Below are 20,474 nucleotides of genomic sequence, written 5' to 3'. Positions count from 1 at the left end.
GTAAACCATGAGCGACCATCAAGTCACTGAAAACCAAAATATGATGATCACGCTGGAAAACGTGAATAAGTGGTACGGACAGTTCCACGTATTGAAAGACATCAACCTGAGCGTGAAACCGCGTGAACGTATCGTGTTGTGCGGCCCTTCCGGCTCGGGGAAATCAACGACCATCCGTTGCATTAACCATCTGGAAGAGCACCAGCAAGGGCGCATCGTGGTGGACGGAACCGAACTGAACGACGACTTGCGCAATATCGAACGCGTGCGCACCGAAGTCGGCATGGTGTTCCAGCATTTCAACCTGTTCCCGCATCTGACCGTCTTGCAAAACTGCACCCTGGCACCCTGCTGGGTGCGTAAGATGCCAAAGAAAGAAGCCGAAGAACTGGCGATGCATTACCTGAAACGTGTCCGTATCGCCGAGCATGCGCATAAATTCCCCGGCCAGCTTTCCGGCGGTCAGCAACAGCGTGTGGCGATCGCCCGCTCGCTGTGTATGAAGCCCAAAATTATGCTGTTTGATGAACCGACTTCTGCGCTCGATCCGGAAATGGTGAAAGAGGTGCTGGACACCATGATCACGCTGGCGGAAGAAGGCATGACCATGTTGTGTGTAACGCATGAAATGGGCTTTGCAAGAACGGTCGCCGACCGGGTGATCTTTATGGATCGCGGGGAGATCGTGGAACAGGCCCCGCCGCTGGAGTTCTTTGCCAATCCGAAGTCAGCGAGGACGCGGGAGTTCTTGTCACAGGTGATTCACTGAGCTGAGGCCGCAGCTTGACCGGCATCTGAACGGAACGGTGAAAATTTCGGTTTCTCATTAGCGGTGATCACTTATCGCGCTGCGCCGAAACCGCCCAAAAGGGGAAAGTGCTTTTCCCCTTTTGGATTTCCCCTCGCTTTTTCAACCCGCGCTTCGCTCGCTGGCTATGTTTCAGCCACCACCGTGACAGGCTGGAAAGCTTGCCGCTTCGCGGTACCTTCACTCGGTCCTGGAGCCTCTGGTCTCCAGGCCGCTCCGTTCAGCAAGCTTTCTGAAACGCCCGCAGGCTTTTTTAAAAGAGGATGGTGAGGTTGTGAAGTTAAAGTTGAGGCCGGTTCCAAAATACCGCCGGAGGAGAGGTGGAAAACCGCGCGTCTTTTTGCGCGGGTTGTAACCCGAACGGAGGGCACCGCGCAGCGGCGGAATTTTGCGGCTATCGCTGCGGCACCTGAAACATAGCCAGCGAGCGAAGCGTGCAGTAAAAGAGCCCGGGATTCTTAAGGGCGGCGGCGATAAGCCGCCCTTAAGGCCAGTTTGGGTGGCAACCCAAGGTCTTGACCTTAATGTTTCAGATCTTTTTCAAAAGATCATCACCACATCACCCCGCCGATCACCGGCGCAATCACCACAGTGACAACCCCTGCCAGCATCATCACCAGGCTTGATACTACGCCTTCCTCCGCACCCAGTTCATAAGCTCTCGCCGTGCCCGCACCGTGTGACGCCGCACCGAAACCGGCACCTTTTGCGAGGCCGCTTTTTACCGCCAGACGCAGAAACAGCATATCCCCGATCGCCATGCCGAATACGCCGGTGATCACCACAAACAACGCGACCAGATCAGGCTGGCCACCCATTTGTTTCGCGGCTGCCAGCGCAAACGGCGTAGTGATAGAGCGTACCGCCAGACTACGCTGGATTTCTTCGGGCAGGGTCAGCATGCGCGCCAGCCAGACGGAACTGCCGACGGCAACGACTATCGCCGTCAGCACGCCCGCACTCAGCGACATCCAGTGACGGCGGATCACCGCCATATTCTCGTAAACCGGCACCGCAAACGCGATGGTTGACGGCCCGAGCAGCCATAACAACCAGTGCGTCTCACCGAGGTAATCCTGATACGACGTGTGCGTCACCACCAGCAAAATCACCAGTACAATCGGCGTGAACACCAGTGGCATCAGCAGCAGTGTGCGCTTCTGGCGGTACAGTTTTTTGTTGCCGTAATACAACCCGAGGGTGACCACAAAACACAACATGCTGATCAGTAAATCAGTCACGGCTCGCCTTCCTTGCCGCCAGACGCTGCTCCAGACGATACACTTTATCGACCACCACGGCGGTCGCCCCGAGCGTCAGCATCGTGCTGATCCCAATCACCAGAAAGATTTTCCAGCCTTCGATCATCAGCAACTGGGCGTAATTCACCACAGCCACCACGGCCGGTACGAAGAACAGCAGCATTTCCGCCAGCAACCAGCGGGAACCGGCTTTCACCCATTTCACAGGCAAAATACGCAACATAATCAGCAGTAAAAGCATCAGCATCCCGACAATATTGGCGGGTAACGGCAGATGTAACGCAGTGACCAGACGATCAGCGATAACGAATAACACCGCGTACAACACCACCTGAACAGGGATCTGACAACGGGTCAGCAGGGACGGCGCTTTAGTGCGCAACGCCAACAACATGGGGACGACCTCGAAAGAGGGAAAAGTGTGAAAATGAAGTATACGCTGGCAGGAAACCGGTAAAGAAATGAATTAAAATCATAAAAATGATTCCAGTTTGGAATACTTTGTAACTCGCCGATCTGACCGGGGAAACATCAGCCCATGGACGTCCGTACCTTACGCTATTTTGTCGAAGTGGTTCGCCAGCAGAGCTTTACCCGCGCGGCGGAAAAGTTGTTCGTCACCCAGCCAACGATCAGCAAAATGCTGCGTCATCTGGAAGAAGAACTGGAATGCACGCTGATTGTCCGCGAAGGACGCCGTTTACACCTGACCGACAGCGGTCAGGCGTTGTATCAGCGTGGCCTGAATATCCTTGAGGAATTCCGCCAGCTTGAAGCGGAACTGGAAGACATTAACTCGCTGAAATCCGGTCATCTGCGGCTGGGCATTCCGCCGATGGTCGGGACGCAAATCGCGCCGCTTATCGGCAGCTTCCGCCAGCAATATCCCGGCATTGAACTGATTATTTCCGAGTTTGGCGGGCTGACCGTGCAACAGGCTGTGATTTCCGGCGAGCTGGATCTGGCGCTGACTGCCCTGCCCGCTGACGCCGTGCCTTCTATCGCCTCACTGCTGCTGTTCAGTCATCCGCTGTGCGTTGTGGTGCCGCGCACGCCACACTGGCTGAACCGCACGCGCATCGGGTTCAGTGATCTGGCTGATGAAAGCATCCTGATTTATAACGAAGATTTTGCCCTGTACCGCCAGCTGATGGATGCCTTTACCTCACACGGCTTTACGCCAAAAATTGCGGCGCGCAGCGGGCAGTGGGATTTCCTGGCGGCGATGGTACAAACCGGTATGGGTGTGGCGATTTTGCCGGAACCGGTCTGTCAGCGGCTGGATAAGAATGCGCTGATGTGGCTGCCGCTGGATCCGCTGATGCCGTGGCAGCTCGGGCTGATCTGGCATCAGGGCAGCTATCTCTCGCACAGTGCACAGGCGTGGATCACGTTGTGCCGCGACTACTGGAAATAGCCAATAAAAAACCGCGTGAACCTGGCAGCGCACGCGGTTTTTTCATTTCTGACAGAAACTACACTTCTTTTTCGACAAGCAGCGCTTCAAGTAAATCGAGGTCATGCAGCAGTTTTTGCAGCGTCTCATTACTGATTTTCTGCGTGGCACGCAGGTGATACAGCTCACCACGTTCAGCGCGCAGCGCAGTCAGACGGAAGCGGCGCTCGAGGTTTTCCAGCTTCAGCGCGGTTTCCATATCATCGCGGTTGGCCGTACGTCGCCGTAACGTCCCGATAACCCGCGAACTGATTTCCTTCAGCGTCTGTTCATCAATATTTTCTTCGGTATCCGCCGCCAGACGCTCTTCCATCTTATGCAGGCTTTCAATCGCCACTTCCGCCGCGACCGATTTCGCCATGCGTTCTTCTTCGCGATAAGCCGTGCCGTCAGCCACCACCACGCCTTTGAGCAGGAACGGCAAGGCAATCACACCGGCAATCAGTGAGAACAGAATGACGCCGGTCGCCAGAAACACCAGCTGATAACGCGACGGAAACGCCGAACCATCGGCGAGGAATAACGGAATCGACAGCACACCGGCCAGCGTAATCGCCCCGCGCACACCGGCAAAAGACGCCACCCACAGTTCACGCGTACTGTAGCTGCCAAACAGCAGCGGTTTCTTTTTCAGGAAACGGTTGCTGAAATTCTTCATCACCCACAGCCAGACGAAACGCAGGATCAGCAGCGCAAAGTAGATAATCCCGACATCAGCAAACAGGTGCCACGTCACGATAGACGGGTCGTGTGTCGCCTGATCAATTGAGTTCTCAAGGATGCCCGGCAATTGCAGACCCAGCATGATGAACACCATGCCGTTGAACACGAACTCAAGCATCGCCCAGACGCTGTTCGCACGCAGACGCATCGCCAGCGGTGCATTACGAATAATGCCGGACTGGCTGATGGTCATCCCTGCAGCCACAGCGGCCAAAATGCCCGACACACCGATATGTTCGGCAATCAGATAAGACGCGAACGGCAACAGCAGCAGGAACACGATTTGTGTCGCCGGATCATCACCACTCCAGCGGCTCATAATGCGCAGCGATTTACTGTACAACCACGTCACCGCCACACCGGCCATCAGACCGCCAATCGCGACTTTCAGGAACTCAACACTGGCACCACCGACGGTAAAGATCATCGTGCCCATCGCCACGGCGATAGCGAATTTCAGCGACACCAGACCGGACGCGTCATTCATCAGCGCTTCACCTTCCAGCACGCTCATGATCGACTTAGGAATACGGCCCTTACCGACAATGCCGCCCAGTGCCACGGCATCGGTCGGCGACAGCACCGCAGCCAGCGCGAACGCGGCCACCAGCGGAATATCCGGCACCATCATATAAATCAGATAACCGATACCGACGACGGTGAGCAGCACCAGCACCAGCGCCAGCCCGAGAATTTCGCGCCCGTGGTGGAGGAATTCACGGGTCGGGGTTTTCCAGCCATCGGCGAACAGCAACGGCGGGATAAAGAGGACGAGAAACAGTTCCGGATCGAAGTCCACGTGCAGGCCAAAATTGGGCCACGCCAGCAAAGCACCGACGGCAATCTGCATTAATGGAAGAGGAACCTGAAACGGCAACATTCTGGTGACGACACCGGAGAGCGACACCACCAGAATCAAAATCAGAATGGTAAAGAAGATTTCCATGCTTTCCTTAGACTCTTGTTTTTATGAATTTCAGCCAGACGCAGGTGAGTGAGTCCGGAGCGAACTAAGGAATAGTAGATCAAAAGGGGATGTGATTTAAATCAGTGCGTGCGGTTACATCAGAGAGGGTTTGCTCCTCCCCCTGCGAAGGGGGAGGACGGGAGGGGGTTTTAATGACAAAACTCATGCCAAAGCACACTTCAACCTACTGATTCGTCATTAATACCCCACCCCAACCCTCCCCTTCGCAGGGGAGGGAGCAAACAGATCAAATCGCCCATCCGCCCGCATAAAACACCACTAACGCTACGGCGATAATCACCGTGCCGATGTTCAGTTTTCGCCATTCGCCGGAGAAGATGCGTCCAATCACCAGTGCGCTGAAACCGAGCATAATACCGGTGACGATGTTACAGGTCAGAACGATAAATACTGCGCACAGTAACCCTGACATCGCATCCACGAAATCATTGAAATCCAGTTTGGTGACATTGCTGAGCATCAGCAAACCCACGTACATCAGCGCGGGTGCGGTGGCGTAAGCCGGTACCAGATAAGACAGCGGAGAGAGGAACAGCATCAGCAGGAACAGCACACCGACGACGGTAGCCGTCAGACCGGTTTTGCCGCCCGCCGCCGTACCGGCTGCCGATTCGATATAAACCGCTGCCGGAGATGCGCCAACCAGGGAGGCGAAAATACTGCTCACGGAGTCAGCCGTCAGGGCTTTACCGCCGCTGATGATCTGGCCGTTTTCATCCAGTAAGTTTGCCTGTCCGGCGACAGCGCGGATGGTGCCGGTGGCATCAAACACCGCTGTCATCACCAGTGCCAGCACGCTGGGCAATACCGCAGCTTTCAGTGCACCCAGAATATCGAGATCGAAAATCACCGATTTACCGTCAGCCCCCGCCAGAGAAGGCATGGCGAATAAACCCTGATATTTCACTGTTGGATCGAAGATCAGGCCGATAATGGAAATCGCGATAATCACCAGCAAGATGCCGCCCGGAACGCGCAGTTTCTCCAGGCCAAAAATCACCGCCAGACCAAGCAACGTCATCACGACCGGGAATGAGGTAAATGCGCCGAGTGCCACCGGTAAGCCGTCCAGCGGGTTTTTCACCACCAGACCGACGCCACTGGCGGCGATCAGTAACAGGAACAGGCCGATACCAATACCGGTACCGTGCGCAACGCCGGTTGGCAGATTGCGCAAAATCCACGAACGGATGCCGGTCACCGAGATAATGGTGAACAACACACCCATCAGAAATACCGCGCCGAGCGCCACCGGTACGCTGATGTGCTGGCCGAGAACCAGACTAAACGCGGTAAAAGCAGTCAGAGAAATGGCGCAACCAATCGCCAGCGGCAAATTCGCCCACAGCCCCATCAGCAGGGAGCCGAAACCGGCGACCAGACAGGTCGCGACAAACACTGCGGTTGGCGAGAAGCCCGCTTTGCCGAGCATCGAGGGCACGACAATCACCGAATAGACCATCGCCAGAAAGGTGGTTAAGCCAGCGATAACTTCCTGGCGGACGTTACTGCCACGCGCACTGATTTTGAAAAAAGCATCAAGCGGGCCTTTTGGCGCAACTGCGCGGCCAGCTTGAGGTTGTTGACTCGACATGGAAAATCCTCTGAATGTCTTTACTGATTAGCCGGCGTGGTCATTATGAAACCGTTTCTGCACGTTCACTTCCTTATTTGTCGCCTGAAATCGCCGAAAATGGCGTCAGAACGGCAAGGCAAACGTTTAACTCGCATCGCGTGTGGCAGGACAAAAAATTACGCAAACGATTATCCTGCCTTTAACCGCCGTACATCAACCGTGAATGACAACAATTTACCGTTGTCTGGTCAATAAAAACGCGGTTGTGGTGGAAATTTATCCGGCGGCAGAAAAAGAGACAAACAAGGAGGGGAAAGAAGGGAAATAAATAACAGGGTATTTATTGTGGTTTATCTTTTATAAGACGTTTATTACGTAAAACTCCGCCCGCAATGAACGCCTTAAAATATAAAAAATGGATAAGAAATTAACGCAAAATATTAAACGAACCGCCGTTTTCCAGCACTTTCTGATATGCCGGACGCGCTGTGACATTCGATAACCAGGCCTTCAGCAGAGGATATTTTCCCAGTCCGGCGCGGGCATTGATCGCCTCTATCGGGAAACTCATCTGAATATCTGCCGCGCTGAACTGTTGACCGGCGAAATAAGGATGTGTACTCAGATGCTGTTCCAGATAATCCATATGCGTATAAATCTGCTTATCCAGATAATTCTTCTGCACGCCCTGTCCTATGGCGCCGGCAATCGGACGGATGAGCCACGGCATCGGCGGTTTACCCAGACGGCTAAAAATCAGCTTCATCACCAGCAAAGGCATCAGAGAACCTTCAGCGTAGTGCATCCAGTAACGATACTGCTGATGCTCAGCAAACGCCGTGGGTTTCAGCGTGCCCGCCTCATCGTACACTTCCTGCAGGTATTCAATGATGGCGCCAGATTCCGCAAGGATCAGCCCGTTGTCTTCCAGCACCGGCGACTTGCCCAGAGGATGGACTTTTTTCAGCGATGGCGGCGCCAGCATGGTTCCTTTATCCCGCTGATAACATTTGATTTCGTAAGGGACGCCCAATTCTTCGAGCATCCATAAGATTCGCTGTGAACGGGAATTATCCAAATGATGCACAGTTAGCATAAAAGTCTTCTGTCCTTTTTCAATTAATTATTTGTTAACTATAGACAACACTTTCAAAGCGCGTATCAGATTCGCTTTATTAACCCTGACTTTCTTCAGGGTTAATTTATCAAAAATCTTTTTATTTGATTAAAATCACTTACGGATTAATCTTAATTATGCCAAAAAAATTATCGCAACTTCGTTCGCCTTTAATAAGGCTTAATGCCATTATCGCCGGATAACAAATTAACCCGTCGCTTTCGACTCTCTGTTGGTGGAGCCTCACATGTTTTCCAGTAATTACAACAATGTGCTTGTGATGTTTTCGTTCATTGTTGCAATGCTTGCCTCTTATACCGCGCTTGATATGGCAGGCCGGGTTGCCACCACAGAGGGAAAGGCTTCCCGACTTTGGTTAACAGGTGGCGCCATTGCAATGGGTATCGGCATCTGGTCGATGCATTTTATCGGCATGCTGGCCTTTAATGCTTCGATGCCAATGGGTTACGACCCTTTAATTACCCTGCTTTCTATGCTGATTGCCATCATTTCCTCAGCTTTTGCGCTGTGGCTGGTATGCCTTGAGGAGTTACCCACCGGGCGGTTACTTGCCGGTGCCTTGCTGATGGGCGGCGGTATTGCCGCGATGCATTACACGGGTATGGCGGCGATGCAGATGATGCCGCCCATTGTCTACGATTACCGTTGGGTCGCGTTATCCGTGGGAGTGGCGATTGTCGCCTCCGGCGCGGCGCTGTGGATGGCGTTCAATCTGCGTCATCAGTCACCCAATGTCCGTCTGCTGCGCATCAGCGCTGCGGTGGTAATGGGCGCTGCTATTGTCGGTATGCATTACATCGGCATGGCTGCGGCACAATTCCCGATGGACAGCCACAGTATGGCGGCGTTCAGCGGCGTAGACAATAACTGGCTGGCACTGCTGGTGATTGTGGTCACGCTGGCGATTCTGGCGATCACCCTGATCATTTCTATTCTTGATGGCCGGATGCAGGCACGCACCTCGATTCTGGCATCTTCGCTGGCACAGGCGAACCGCGAGCTGACCCAACTGGCGCTGCACGACAATCTGACCCATTTGCCAAATCGTCTGTTGCTGGAAGACCGCCTGAGTCAGGCGTTTCAGAAAGCGTCACGTGGCGAATCACAGTTTGCGGTGCTGTTTTTCGATCTCGACGGATTCAAAGCCGTTAACGATGCCTTCGGCCATCACATCGGCGATCAGCTGTTAATTTCAGTCACCGAACGCCTGCAATCGCAGCTGAGGGCGACAGATACGCTGGCGCGGCTCGGCGGCGATGAGTTTGTACTGCTGGTTGAGATCACCGAACCCACCGATGCCTCGCAACTGGCCGATAAACTGGTGCATCTGATTGCGCGTCCGTTTTACGTTTCCCGCTACGAACTGCTGGTCTCTGCCAGCGTGGGGATCGCGGTGTATCCGGGCGATGGCGAGAATGAACGCGAGCTGATGCTCAATGCTGACGCCGCGATGTATCACACCAAAAATTCCGGCCGTAACGGCCACAGTTTCTTCCAGCCGTCGATGAATGCCAACGCCCAGAACCAGTTGCAAATGCTCAATGATTTGCGTCTGGCGGTTGCACACCATGAGCTGCGTTTGCACTATCAGCCGAAATTTATTGCGCCTTACGGGCCGGTGAGTGGCTTCGAAGCGCTGCTGCGCTGGGAGCGCGACGGTAACCTCCTCAGCCCGGATGTGTTTTTGCCGCTGGCGGAAAAAACCGGACTGATTATCCCGATTGGCGAATGGGTGCTCAATGAAGCCTGTCGCCAGTTGCGGGAATGGCATCTGGCCGGTCATACGCAATGGACGGTAGCGGTGAATCTTTCCACGCTGCAATTTGAGCAGGCGAATCTGGTCGAAATGGTGATTGAAACCATTGAACGCCATCAGATCCCGCCTGAAATGCTGACGCTGGAAGTGACAGAAACCACCGCGATGCGTAACCCGGATGCCAGCGTGGAAATTCTGGAGCGCCTGACACAGTACGGCGTAAAAGCCTCCATTGATGATTTCGGTACCGGCTATTCCAGCCTGCTCTATCTGAAACGTCTGCCGGCCAGTGAGCTGAAAATCGACGGTGCATTTATTAATGACCTGATTGCCGGTAGCGAAGACGCCAGTATCGTTTCTGCGATCATTGCCCTCGGCCAGACGCTGAACCTGAAAGTGGTGGCCGAAGGCGTTGAAACGATCCAACAGCAGGAATTTCTGACGCAACTGGGCTGCGACACCTTACAGGGTTATCTTCTGGGGCGTCCGATGACGCCACAGCAGATTGCCCAACACCCCGATACGGACTGGGAGTCGCAGATAACCCTCACAGATAAAGCCTGACGCCCCCGGCTCAGGCTGTCGCCGTGCGGAAAAACCGCACGGCGTTGCGTAGCTCAACGCTTTGTTCCGTCAGGGATTGCGCCGCTGCCGCTGCCTGTTCCACCAGCGCGGCGTTCTGCTGCGTCACCCTGTCCATCTGGTCAACGGCAATCCCCACTTCGTGAATACCGGTGTGCTGCTCAGAACTTGCTGTCGAGATTTCTCTGACAATTTCAGCCACCTTATTCACCGAGCTGACAATCTCATTCATGGCTTTACTGGCGCGATCAGCCTGCAATGACCCTTCGGCAATTTTGCTGACGGTGCCCTGAATCAGATCTTTAATTTCTTTCGCCGCCTGCCCGCTTTTTTGCGCCAGCACCCGCACCTCACTCGCCACCACCGCAAACCCTTTACCCTGCGTACCGGCACGCGCCGCTTCCACAGCGGCGTTCAGCGCCAGCAGGTTGGTCTGGAAGGCAATGCCTTCAATCACGCTGATGATATTGATAATTTCATTCGAACTGCCGGAAACATCACGCATATGTGCCTGCATCCCCGTAACAATCACGCCGCCCTGAGACGCTGTTTTCGAGGTTTCCAGCGCCAGCTGGCTGGCCTGCCGGGCGTTCTCAGCGTTCTGGCTGACGGTCGCGGTCAGGTTTTGCATATTGGAACTGGTCTGCACCAGCGAGGCCGCCTGTTCTTCGGTGCGCTGTGATAAATCCACATTACCCTGTTCAATTTCACTGGCGGCATGATTGATGGATTCACTGCCTTCCATAATCTGATGAATAGTTTTATTCAGTTGCTGGTTCATGCCGTTCAGCGAAGCCAGCAAACTGCCGTCATCACCCGGTTTCAGCGTGATTTTTGCCGCCAGATTACCGGCAGCGATTTCACGCATAATAGAGGCGGCATAAGCCGGTTCACCACCCAGTTGTTTCACCAGATGGTGCGCCAGCAGCAGCGCCATCGTCAGTGAAAGAATAAACGCCACGCCGACCAGCACTAAAAACATCGCGCTGGCCGTGTGATAGCTGCTGCGCGCATCCGCTGCCGCCTGCTCACTGTTGGTCAGCTCGTTTTTGACCAGCGTTGCCAGATCCGCCATTAACTGTGTGCGATATTTCCGTGAGTTATCGCCACTGATTTTCGTGGCCTGCGCAATGTCGTTGCGTTCAACCGCCGCAATCACATCATTATTCGCCAGCGAAAACTGCTCAAAATTAGCGACGATTTGCTTAAACAGGTCTGACTGACTGCCGCCGCTGTCCAGCTTCAGATACGCATTTTCCGCGTCTTTAAAAGTGGCAACCGCCTGAAGGATTTCGACCCGGTGGCCGTCGCGCGGCGCCCCCTCTGGCGAGGCGATATATTGCACCTGTTGCAGGCGTAATTCCGCCAGCGTGCCGCGCATCACCAGCGGATACTGCACGCCGGGAAGCCGGTAGGCACGGTAGTTTTCAATCTGCTGATTACTGCTGTTGAGCAGCCAGGCCGACATCGCCGCCAGAATCAACAGCAGGCTCAGGACGAGTGCGAATGCACCCAGCAAACGGGCAAGTATGGAAAGGTTGGTGATCTTTTTCATCTGGGCACATCGGAAAGTCAGTGACAGGAAACACTCATAACGGCCGGAATGAAGGGAACTTTAGGGAAAATGAAACTATATTTCATTTTGTTAAGCGCTGTCTTTCGTAATGTAATTTTAGGGTTACCGGACGAATTTTTCATGTTACCGGCCCGCCTTAAAAACATGATCTGCCACGCATTGCAAAGATGTGCTCTCTCATAAAGAGAGAGAGCACTCAGCGCGACTCACTTTGGCTCACTTCGGTTCAAAAGCGGGCCATAACGGGATGACTGCCGACAACAAATTCGCCGTACCGGCCGCCACCGACATGTGTCGGAAATTGTCGCTGCCGTCCGCTGTCTTCGCGAATTTCACCACCGTTTCCAGCCCGGCCTCCTGACACAGCACCGCGCCGCCAGCGATATCCCACAGCGTGGTGCGCCGTTGCAGATGGCCGTCGATAATGCCTTTTGCCGCAAACACCATGCCGACCGTGGTACAGCGATAACAATGTACTGACCAGTCAGCCGCGCGGATCCCCTGATAAAAGGCCGAGGCTTCGTCCAGCTTGTCGTCCGCACTGTCGCCCAGCGACACAATCTGTACATCTTCAAAACGATCATCGCGACGGAAGGGTTTGTCGTTGAGGAAAATCCCCTTTCCGGATTCTGCTGCAAACAGGTCGTTTAAAACCGGCAGCGCCACAATGCCGATCACCGGCTGTTTATTTTCCACCAGGCCGAGCGACACGCCCCACAGCGGCGAACCGCGCAGGAAATTCGAGGTGCCGTCGATAGGATCAATCACCCAGCACGGCGCGTCGGTCAGAATGCCGCCCATCTCTTCGCCGATCACCGCATCCTGCGGAAAATGCTCTGCCAGCCGGGTGCGGATAAACTGCTCAACCGCCAGATCGGCTTCTGAAACGAAATCCTGCGTACGCTTACTGCTGATTTCGATAGTGTCCCGGCGGTGAAAAAAGTCCAGCGCCAGTCTGGCGGCCTGCGCCGCAATCTGACTGGCAACCGCCAGACGCGGGGACATCATAGTGTTGGTCATGATAAATCCTGAGTTTTCAGTCGGAAGGAACAAAAGCTGTCTTCATAGAATGCATCGGAATCGATGAATAAAAAATGACAACCTGCCACTTGCTAAAATAGCGTAAAACACTCTAGATCTGTGTGCTTCAACTTTCTAAATTTTGCCGGAGATTTCCATGCCCGATGCCGCCCATTGGTTGCCCTTTCTGCTGATTTGCCTCGGGCTGGTATTAACGCCCGGCCCGAACATGATTTACCTGATTTCACGCTCACTCTGTCAGGGGCCGAAAGCCGGACTGATTTCCCTCGGCGGCGTAGTGCTGGGCTTCCTGTTTTACATGTTGTTTGCTGCGCTCGGCATTACCGCGCTGCTGATGGCGGTGCCCTTCGCTTATGACGCCCTGCGCATCGGCGGCGCTGCGTATTTGCTGTATATGGCGTGGCAGGCGGTGAAACCCGGCGGACGCTCGCCGTTTCAGGTCAGGGATTTACCCCGCGACAGCAATAAAAAACTGTTCACCATGGGGCTGGTCACTAATCTGCTGAACCCGAAAGCGGCGGTGTTATATCTGACGCTGTTACCGCAGTTTATCGTGCCTGAACAAGGGCATGTGCTGACGCAGTCGCTGATTCTGGGCAGCTCGCAAATTCTGATCAGTGCGACGGTCAACGCGCTCATTGCCCTTTCGGCCGGTTACATTGCCGTCTTCCTGGCCGGACGACCATTGTGGATGGTCATCCAGCGCTGGTTTATGGGTGCAGTGCTGGGCGGGCTGGCTATGCGTATGTTGCTCGACGGGCGTAAATAACCGGCCATTTGTCACGCGTCATATTCAGTTCCGCATCAACGCTATATAATCCTTTGCATAACGAAACCAGAGGATTTTTCCATGCGTCTATTTTCATCCCGATTTTTGCCTTCCGTTGCCTTGCTCGGGCTTGCCCTGAGCCTGGCTTCCCCTTGCGCTTTTGCCACACGCCAGATAACCGATCAGCTTGGCCGTCAGGTCACTATTCCCGATCAGGTGGATCGCGTCGTCGTTTTGCAACATCAGACCCTTAATCTGCTGGTTCAGCTGGATGCCACCAAAGATATTGTCGGCGTGCTGAACAACTGGCAGCGACAACTGGGCAGCGGTTATGTGCGTCTTGCGCCGGAACTGGCGAAAACGCCGGTGGTCGGCGACCTGACCAGCGTGAACCTGGAAAGCGTGGTGGCGCTTCATCCGCAAGTGGTGTTCGTCACCAACTATGCACCACAGGAAATGATCGACCAGATCAGCCAGGCCGGGATCGCCGTCGTGGCGGTTTCATTGCGGGATGATCCGAAAGGCGAAGAACATATGATGAACCCGGTGCTGCCGGATGAAGATGAGGCGTACACCGAAGGGCTGAAGAAAGGCATCGCGCTAATTGGCGACGTGGTCAATCACCAGAAACAGGCACAGGCGTTGATCGACTATACTTTTTCTCAGCGTCAGTTAACTGGCGAACGGCTGAAAGATATTCCGGCCAATCAGCGGATCCGCACGTATATGGCAAATCCCGATCTGACCACTTACGGTTCCGGCAAATATACCGGCCTGATGATGGCGCATGCCGGTGCGATGAACGTTGCGGCAGCCACAGTGAAAGGGTTTAAGCAGGTCGCGCTGGAACAGGTGATCGCCTGGAACCCGCAGGTGATCTTCGTGCAGGACCGGTATCCGGAAGTGGTCGGGCAGATCACCGGTGATCCGAAATGGCAGGGTATTGATGCGGTCAAAAATCACCGCGTTTATCTGATGCCGGAATACGCCAAAGCCTGGGGCTATCCGATGCCTGAAGCGATGGCGATCGGCGAACTGTGGATGGCGAAAAAACTCTACCCGCAAAAATTCGCTGACATCGATATGCAAAAACAGGCTGATGCCTGGTACCAGCGCTTCTACCGGACGGATTTTAAACCCGCGGCAGACGCGGCGCGCGCGGGGAAATAGCCTCGTCTCCGGCGCTTTACGTTGAGGCAATGTGACAAGGAGACCTGATGACAAATACGATTAAAGTGCTGGCGGCAGGGAGTTTACGCCGCGCATGGGCGCCGCTGTGCGATGCCTTTACGGAAGAAACCGACAGCAAAGTCGACGTGGAATTCGGCCCCGCCGGGCTGTTGCGCGAACGTATCGAACAAGGGGAAAAGGTCGATCTGTTTGCCTCGGCCAATACCGCGCATCCGCTGACGTTGCAGCAGCACGGTAAGGCGCTGAACGTGGAAGCATTTTGCGGCAACAGCCTGTGTGTCACCGCCCGAAAAGGGCCGGAACTGGATAAACTCAACTGGCTGAGCGTATTACTTGATCCCCGTTTTCGGCTGGCGACATCGACGCCGCAAAGCGATCCTTCCGGTGATTACACCTGGCAAATGTTTGAGCAGATCGAAAGGCGACATCCCGATGCCGGGGCTATTTTACGCAACAAGGCGCTGCGTCTGGTGGGCGGTGAGAAATCGGCCAAAATTCCGGCAGGCAAACTGGCGGCAGAATGGCTGATTTGCAGCGGTCAGGCCGATGTTTTTATCGGCTACACCAGTTATGCCGCGCTGTTGCGGGAAAATGATGCGCTGGAAGTCTACAACATTCCGGCGGATTACAACGTGCGGGCCAGATACGCGCTCGCGACCTGCACGGAGAAAGGGAAACCGCTGGCAGAATTTATTCTTTCAGAAACCGGCCAGCATATTTTGCAGAACGCCGGTTTTTGCGGGAGACATGCGGTGATGCCGGAATAGAAAAAATACAAACAGGTACAACGCGACCTTAGTGATCGAGGTCTCTTTCTTTCATTGCCCGCTGACGATCGTAATACTCATCTTCAGCGGCAGTGATTTCATCGAGCAGCGAATCCACATCGGCTTTGTGCGTATCTTCGGTGAACAATCCGGTCAGAATAGTTTCCGGTGTCAGTTTGCCGTCTTCGTACAATGCCCAGATTTCTTTGGCAAAGCGCGTTTCCAGCAACTGCGGTGCAAACTGCCCGTAGTACTCGGTCATGTTATTCACATCGCGCTCGAACATCGATTCAGCGTGGTTATTGGCAGCGGCGTCCACGGCCTGCGGCAGGTCGATAATCACCGGCCCTTCAGCGTCCATCAACACGTTAAACTCTGACAAGTCACCGTGAACGATACCGGCGCACAGCATGCGCACGATGTTGCGGATCATGGTGTCGAAATCGGCTACCGCTTCTTCTTCAGTCAGGATGACGTCACTCAGACGCGGCGCGACTACGCCGTCAGCGTCGGTGATAAGCTCCATCAGCAGCACGCCGTCCAGACAAATGTAAGGCTGCGGCACGCGCACACCGGCATTCGCCAGACGGAACAGTGCATCCACTTCGGCTGTCTGCCAGGATTCTTCCTGCTGTTTACGCCCGAACTTTGACCCCTTTTGCATCGCACGCGCGTTGCGGGTGTTACGGACTTTACGGCCTTCCTGATACTGCACAGCCTGCTTGAAGCTACGTTGTGTCGCTTCTTTATACACTTTGGCGCAGCGGATCTCTTCACCGCATAAAACGGTGTAAACATCGGCTTCTTTGCCACTTTTCAGTCGACGGACCACATCATCAATCAGGCCGTCATCCACCAGAGGTTGGATTCTATTTGGGATTTTCATGCAGCCTTGTACCTTATTTCAGCGCATGAGGGAATGACCTGCGCAATATTCCCTGCATTACACACCAGACACGCCGTTCGCGTCATCCTTTCTGATCCTTATCGCTTACTGTTCTCAAGGGTACAGTTTAACGTAGTGGCGATGGAGTGGATACTTTATGCACATACGTTATCACTTTTTACCGCTGCTTTTCACCGTCAATGCCCGCCGGGGTTTTATGGCACCCTGATTAAATTTAACTTAAATAATTAATTTATGTCCGCTAATTATTTCTTACTGTAAATAAAGCATGCCAGTTAATAAATTTTTATGTCTTCGGAACTTTTTCTTTAACTTAAGCTTTTCGTGCTGTTTACGCTTCGTTTATTCAAGGCAAAAAACGGTATACGTTCCGTTTAGAATAGAGGTGATACTGTGCCGGTAATTTCCCGTTGCAGGTCTTCTGATATGAATACTATTTTAATAACCGGTGCCACTGGTTTTGTTGGCGGAGCTGTCGTTGAATATTTTCTTCGCCAGCAACTCACCACCAATAATGCATTATTACTCTTAGTCAGGGCTGACGATAATGCGACGGGACTCGCCAGAATTATCGATAATTTGAAGAAGTTTGAATTACATGATACTCAGCTTTCTCCGCTAACTGAGCAATCAATATTGACCGGCGATCTGGCCGATCCGGAAAGTTTTATTCATGACGCGCGTTTAGATAATGTCACGCACGTTATTAACTGCGCCGCCATCGCCTCGTTTGGTCATAATCCGGCCATGTGGCGTGTGAATGTCGAAGGTTCACTGGCCTTCGCCAAACGTATGGTGCAGGTAAAAGGTTTGCAGCGATTTGTGCATGTTGGCACGGCGATGGCATCGATGCCGGATAAAGACAGCGTCTTCTACGAAGGCATGCCGGACAACGAGCAGAACGAAGATCTGGTGCAGTATACGGCTTCCAAGCGGGCGATTGAGAATCTTGTCCGCGCCGAATGCCCGTCGCTGCCGTTCGTGGTTGCACGACCGTCGATTATCGTCGGTCACACGCAGCATGGCTGCCAGCCTTCAAGCAGCATCTTCTGGGTGTTCATGATGGCGATTAAACTGAAGAAATTCACCTGTACGCTCGACGATCAGGTGGATGTTATTCCGGTGGACTATTGCGCGATGGTGCTGGTAAAACTGTGTCTCGCCAAAGACCTCAGCCATAATTTTTATCATATTTCTTCCGGCGAAGAGATGTGTACGCCATTCCATGAAATAGATACCTCGGTGGCAAAAGCCAATAATACTTCACGCATTATCAGTGAATATGAACAGACCAGTTATCAGGAATTTACCGGCATCCGCAAACAATTTAAAGATGTGCTCGGCCCGTGTAATGATAAAATTATTTTACGTGCCATTAAACTTTATGGCGGTTTTGCTCAGTTAAATGTGAAGTTTGATAATTCTCGTTTATTAGATATGGGCATTCCAAAACCTGCTGCCTTTAACAGTTATATTGATAAATGTGTTTCCTCAACCCGCGGACAATCTATCAGCGAACTGATGCAGGTTGATTTTAAATAAACCCGGTGTCTGTTAAATATTAAACACTCCCCTAAATCATTCAGTTGCTTCAAGACGGCAACTGAATGAATCCCCGGGAGCTTACATAAGTAAGTGACCGGGGTGAGTGACCAATCTGCAGGGAGCAGATTGGAACGCTGCTTGCAGCGGCTCCTTCAGGAGCGAGGTCCATGGATGGGCCGAGTAACGCAACCAACGCAGAAGCAGCGTGAAGGATGACGGGGATTAGACAAGGCCGTTTCGGCCATACAGCCTGAAACCTTCGCGCTGATTCAGGCGGTCATAATACGCCGTCACTGCCGGTAACGCCGGACGGGACATGGGTGTCATCGACCAGCGGTTCACCGCCAGCCCGAGCGGAATATCCGCCAGCGTAAAATTATCCCCCAGCACGTAATCGCCGCTGCGCTGAAGTTGTTCTTCCAGCATCTGCATATGACGGTTCCATTCGCTGACACCGGCATCAATCAGCGCCGGATCCTGATGCTGCGGACTGTTGCGCGCCAGCGCCGGAAACGCATAGCGCCAGGAATTATTCAGTTCACCGGATTGCCAGTCCATCCACTGTTCGGTCAGCGCACGACGTTTCGGGTCAGATGACAGCAAATCTTCGCGCCCTTCCCGCGCCGTCAGATACCGGCAAATCACGTTGGATTCCCACAGTACAAATTCGCCATCGAGCACTACCGGCACCATCGCATTCGGGTTCAGTGCTTTAAATTCCGCAGTCTGGACAGACTGAAAACCCGAACCGAATTGTTCCTGTTCGAAATCCAGCCCCAGTTCCTGACAGGTCCACAACACTTTACGCACATTGATCGACGGTGATTTACCCAAAATCTTTAGCATGATTTCCCCTGTTAACGTGGTACACGAATAGCCGGTCACGACGGACGAATAAAGATCCGCGTGGCTGAGCCGTGATAAGTGGTATCCGTTTTTGCCACGAAACCACATTTTTCCGCCAGACGAACCGAGGCCTGATGCTCCGGCGCAATAATGCAGCATAGCTGACGATCGACGTGTGTACCGGCCCATTTCAGCACTGCCTGCGCGGCTTCAAAGGCGTAGCCTTTGCCGTGAAACGCCGGAGAAACGACCCAGCCCATTTCCGCCATGCCTTTGAGCGAGGGTGTGATATCGCGCTGATAATCCGCCAGACCAATTTCGCCAACAAACGCGCCTTCTGCACCCGCCGTTTTTTCGAACACAATCCAGTAACCGAAACCGAGCATCTGCCAGTGGCCCGGATACCGCAGCAGACGACTCCAGCTGGCTTCGCGACCCGAAGGCGTGCCACCGATGTATTTCACAACCGCCGGATCGGCCCATTGCGCGGCAATATCTTCAAAATCATCAACATGATGGCCACGTAAAATCAGACGTTCGGTTTCGATAACGGGAGCACTGGTCTGCATGGTTTTTCCTGAATAAGGTGAATTACCATTAACTTAGCACCACAATTGTGCTGACCGGAAGAGAGGTTTTAGCGGGAAATAAAAATCAGACGATAATGCCGCCGCGCAGTGCCGTCGGCGTTATGCCACGCACGGATTTGAAACGGTTACTGAAATGGCTGGCGGAGCTGAATCCGCATTCCAGCGCAATGGACGTGATGTCCATCTGACTGGTTTTCAGCAAGTTTTCCGCGCGGATCAGCCGGGCATTCATCACGTACTGATGCGGTGCCAGCCCCATGCTTTGTTTAAACATGCGGGCGAAGTGGAATTCGCTGAGTTCTGCCAGCGCGGCAAGTTCCGGCAGTAATAAAGGCTGCCCGAGATGCGTGTGAATATAATCTTTTACGCGGTTGAGCATATGCGGTGCCAGCCCGCCGCGTACCGTTGGCAGCGCCCATTGCAGATGGGTGTAATGTTTCACCAGATGCGCCATCAGCAGATTGGCGGCGCTGCTGAGCATCAGTTGATTGCTGTTTTCCTGCCACTGGCTGCTGAGCAAAAAGTGGCGATACAACAGCGTAATTTGCGGATCCTCTCCGAATGTGCGTTCTTCCAGCTCAATCGCCGCCGGGCTGCGATCCCAGGTTTGTTCCACCAGATGTCGCAGGTGTTCGTCGGAGCAATACAGATGCACAAACGACAAATCGTCGCGCACATCCCAGCTCGACATACTGCCTTTCGGCATCAGACAAAAACGATCCGGCCCGCCGCCGTTACGCCAGCCGCTGCGGGTTTTATGGTAACACTCGTAGCCGTCGGCAACGTACAGGCTCAGCGTATGGTGATCAGCGCTTTCCTGATTCACGATGTCATTTTTGTTCGACCACGCCGCCAGCTGAATGCCGGAACCCAGTTCCACACTGTCATGCAGAACCGCTTTGTGCTGACGCAGCGTTTCGAAAGCCTGATAGACCTTAGTCATGGCGTACCCG

General features: G+C 53.6%; 18 protein-coding genes. 7 read left to right on the top strand and 11 right to left on the bottom strand.

Annotated elements, in window-relative coordinates; genetic code table 11:
• Positions 1-7 precede the first annotated feature (7 nt).
• Positions 8-769, top strand: coding sequence for an amino acid ABC transporter ATP-binding protein (locus tag ABIC79_RS07680; protein ID WP_013577309.1), 762 nt, complete (start codon positions 8-10; stop codon positions 767-769).
• 590 nt (positions 770-1,359) lie between these two features.
• On the opposite strand, the gene ABIC79_RS07675 is transcribed toward ABIC79_RS07680, so the two are convergent.
• The gene (locus tag ABIC79_RS07675) at positions 1,360-2,049 is read right to left on the bottom strand and encodes an LrgB family protein (protein ID WP_112151062.1); all 690 of its coding nucleotides are present in this window, start codon (positions 2,047-2,049) and stop codon (positions 1,360-1,362) included.
• Positions 2,042-2,464 (bottom strand): CidA/LrgA family protein, encoded by a 423-nt coding sequence (locus ABIC79_RS07670; RefSeq protein WP_013577311.1) that lies wholly within the window; start codon positions 2,462-2,464, stop codon positions 2,042-2,044. The genes ABIC79_RS07675 and ABIC79_RS07670 overlap by 8 nt, the downstream gene beginning before the upstream one ends.
• Before the next feature lie 144 nt (positions 2,465-2,608).
• Here ABIC79_RS07670 and ABIC79_RS07665 point away from each other — a divergent pair, with 144 nt between their 5' ends.
• Entirely contained in the window at positions 2,609-3,487 is an 879-nt protein-coding gene (locus ABIC79_RS07665) for a LysR family transcriptional regulator (protein WP_013577312.1), read from the top strand.
• A 58-nt stretch (positions 3,488-3,545) separates the two neighbouring features.
• On the opposite strand, the gene ABIC79_RS07660 is transcribed toward ABIC79_RS07665, so the two are convergent.
• The 3 genes from ABIC79_RS07660 to ABIC79_RS07650 form a co-directional block, all read right to left on the bottom strand.
• Positions 3,546-5,195, bottom strand: a complete 1,650-nt coding sequence (locus tag ABIC79_RS07660; protein WP_013577313.1) for a Na+/H+ antiporter — start codon at positions 5,193-5,195, stop codon at positions 3,546-3,548.
• Between the two features lie 268 nt (positions 5,196-5,463).
• Positions 5,464-6,831, bottom strand: coding sequence for an NCS2 family permease (locus ABIC79_RS07655; protein WP_354566739.1), 1,368 nt, complete (start codon positions 6,829-6,831; stop codon positions 5,464-5,466).
• A gap of 409 nt (positions 6,832-7,240) precedes the next feature.
• Complete coding sequence (locus tag ABIC79_RS07650; protein WP_037034997.1) at positions 7,241-7,909, bottom strand: glutathione S-transferase family protein; 669 nt, start codon at positions 7,907-7,909, stop codon at positions 7,241-7,243.
• A gap of 268 nt (positions 7,910-8,177) precedes the next feature.
• On the opposite strand from ABIC79_RS07650, the gene ABIC79_RS07645 reads away from it, so the two are divergent.
• Positions 8,178-10,271 carry a putative bifunctional diguanylate cyclase/phosphodiesterase gene (locus ABIC79_RS07645; RefSeq protein ID WP_015690534.1) on the top strand — a complete coding sequence of 698 codons (2,094 nt, stop codon included), beginning with the start codon at positions 8,178-8,180 and terminating at the stop codon, positions 10,269-10,271.
• 10 nt (positions 10,272-10,281) lie between these two features.
• Here the strand turns inward: ABIC79_RS07645 and ABIC79_RS07640 are convergent, their stop codons facing one another.
• Together ABIC79_RS07640 and ABIC79_RS07635 are read right to left on the bottom strand one after the other, a co-directional pair.
• Positions 10,282-11,844, bottom strand: coding sequence for a methyl-accepting chemotaxis protein (locus ABIC79_RS07640; protein WP_013577317.1), 1,563 nt, complete (start codon positions 11,842-11,844; stop codon positions 10,282-10,284).
• A 237-nt stretch (positions 11,845-12,081) separates the two neighbouring features.
• Positions 12,082-12,885 carry an inositol monophosphatase family protein gene (locus tag ABIC79_RS07635; RefSeq protein WP_037034993.1) on the bottom strand — a complete coding sequence of 268 codons (804 nt, stop codon included), beginning with the start codon at positions 12,883-12,885 and terminating at the stop codon, positions 12,082-12,084.
• A 157-nt stretch (positions 12,886-13,042) separates the two neighbouring features.
• Between ABIC79_RS07635 and ABIC79_RS07630 the strand changes: the two genes are divergently transcribed.
• The 3 genes from ABIC79_RS07630 (at position 13,043) to ABIC79_RS07620 (ending at position 15,633) form a co-directional block, all read left to right on the top strand.
• Positions 13,043-13,675 carry a LysE family translocator gene (locus ABIC79_RS07630; RefSeq protein ID WP_013577319.1) on the top strand — a complete coding sequence of 211 codons (633 nt, stop codon included), beginning with the start codon at positions 13,043-13,045 and terminating at the stop codon, positions 13,673-13,675.
• Positions 13,676-13,756: 81 nt separating this feature from the next.
• Positions 13,757-14,845 carry an ABC transporter substrate-binding protein gene (locus tag ABIC79_RS07625; RefSeq protein WP_112151065.1) on the top strand — a complete coding sequence of 363 codons (1,089 nt, stop codon included), beginning with the start codon at positions 13,757-13,759 and terminating at the stop codon, positions 14,843-14,845.
• Positions 14,846-14,892: 47 nt separating this feature from the next.
• Positions 14,893-15,633, top strand: coding sequence for a substrate-binding domain-containing protein (locus ABIC79_RS07620; protein ID WP_112197667.1), 741 nt, complete (start codon positions 14,893-14,895; stop codon positions 15,631-15,633).
• Positions 15,634-15,661: 28 nt separating this feature from the next.
• Here the strand turns inward: ABIC79_RS07620 and ABIC79_RS07615 are convergent, their stop codons facing one another.
• Positions 15,662-16,519, bottom strand: a complete 858-nt coding sequence (locus ABIC79_RS07615; protein ID WP_013577322.1) for a PA4780 family RIO1-like protein kinase — start codon at positions 16,517-16,519, stop codon at positions 15,662-15,664.
• A gap of 447 nt (positions 16,520-16,966) precedes the next feature.
• Here ABIC79_RS07615 and ABIC79_RS07610 point away from each other — a divergent pair, with 447 nt between their 5' ends.
• Positions 16,967-18,082, top strand: coding sequence for an SDR family oxidoreductase (locus ABIC79_RS07610; RefSeq protein WP_013577323.1), 1,116 nt, complete (start codon positions 16,967-16,969; stop codon positions 18,080-18,082).
• A 225-nt stretch (positions 18,083-18,307) separates the two neighbouring features.
• Here the strand turns inward: ABIC79_RS07610 and ABIC79_RS07605 are convergent, their stop codons facing one another.
• From ABIC79_RS07605 to ABIC79_RS07595, 3 genes are all read right to left on the bottom strand, one after another.
• Positions 18,308-18,931 (bottom strand): glutathione S-transferase family protein, encoded by a 624-nt coding sequence (locus ABIC79_RS07605; RefSeq protein ID WP_354566733.1) that lies wholly within the window; start codon positions 18,929-18,931, stop codon positions 18,308-18,310.
• 35 nt (positions 18,932-18,966) lie between these two features.
• Positions 18,967-19,500, bottom strand: a complete 534-nt coding sequence (locus ABIC79_RS07600) for a GNAT family N-acetyltransferase (RefSeq protein ID WP_013577325.1) — start codon at positions 19,498-19,500, stop codon at positions 18,967-18,969.
• 85 nt (positions 19,501-19,585) lie between these two features.
• Positions 19,586-20,464: an AraC family transcriptional regulator gene (locus tag ABIC79_RS07595; protein WP_162906083.1), complete on the bottom strand. Its 879-nt coding sequence runs from the start codon at positions 20,462-20,464 to the stop codon at positions 19,586-19,588.
• Positions 20,465-20,474: the final 10 nt, after the last annotated feature.

The organism is Rahnella sp. 2050, assembly GCF_040544515.1.
In the GTDB taxonomy this organism is placed as follows: Bacteria; Pseudomonadota; Gammaproteobacteria; order Enterobacterales; family Enterobacteriaceae; genus Rahnella; species Rahnella aceris.
This window is presented reverse-complemented; position numbering and strand designations above follow the sequence as displayed.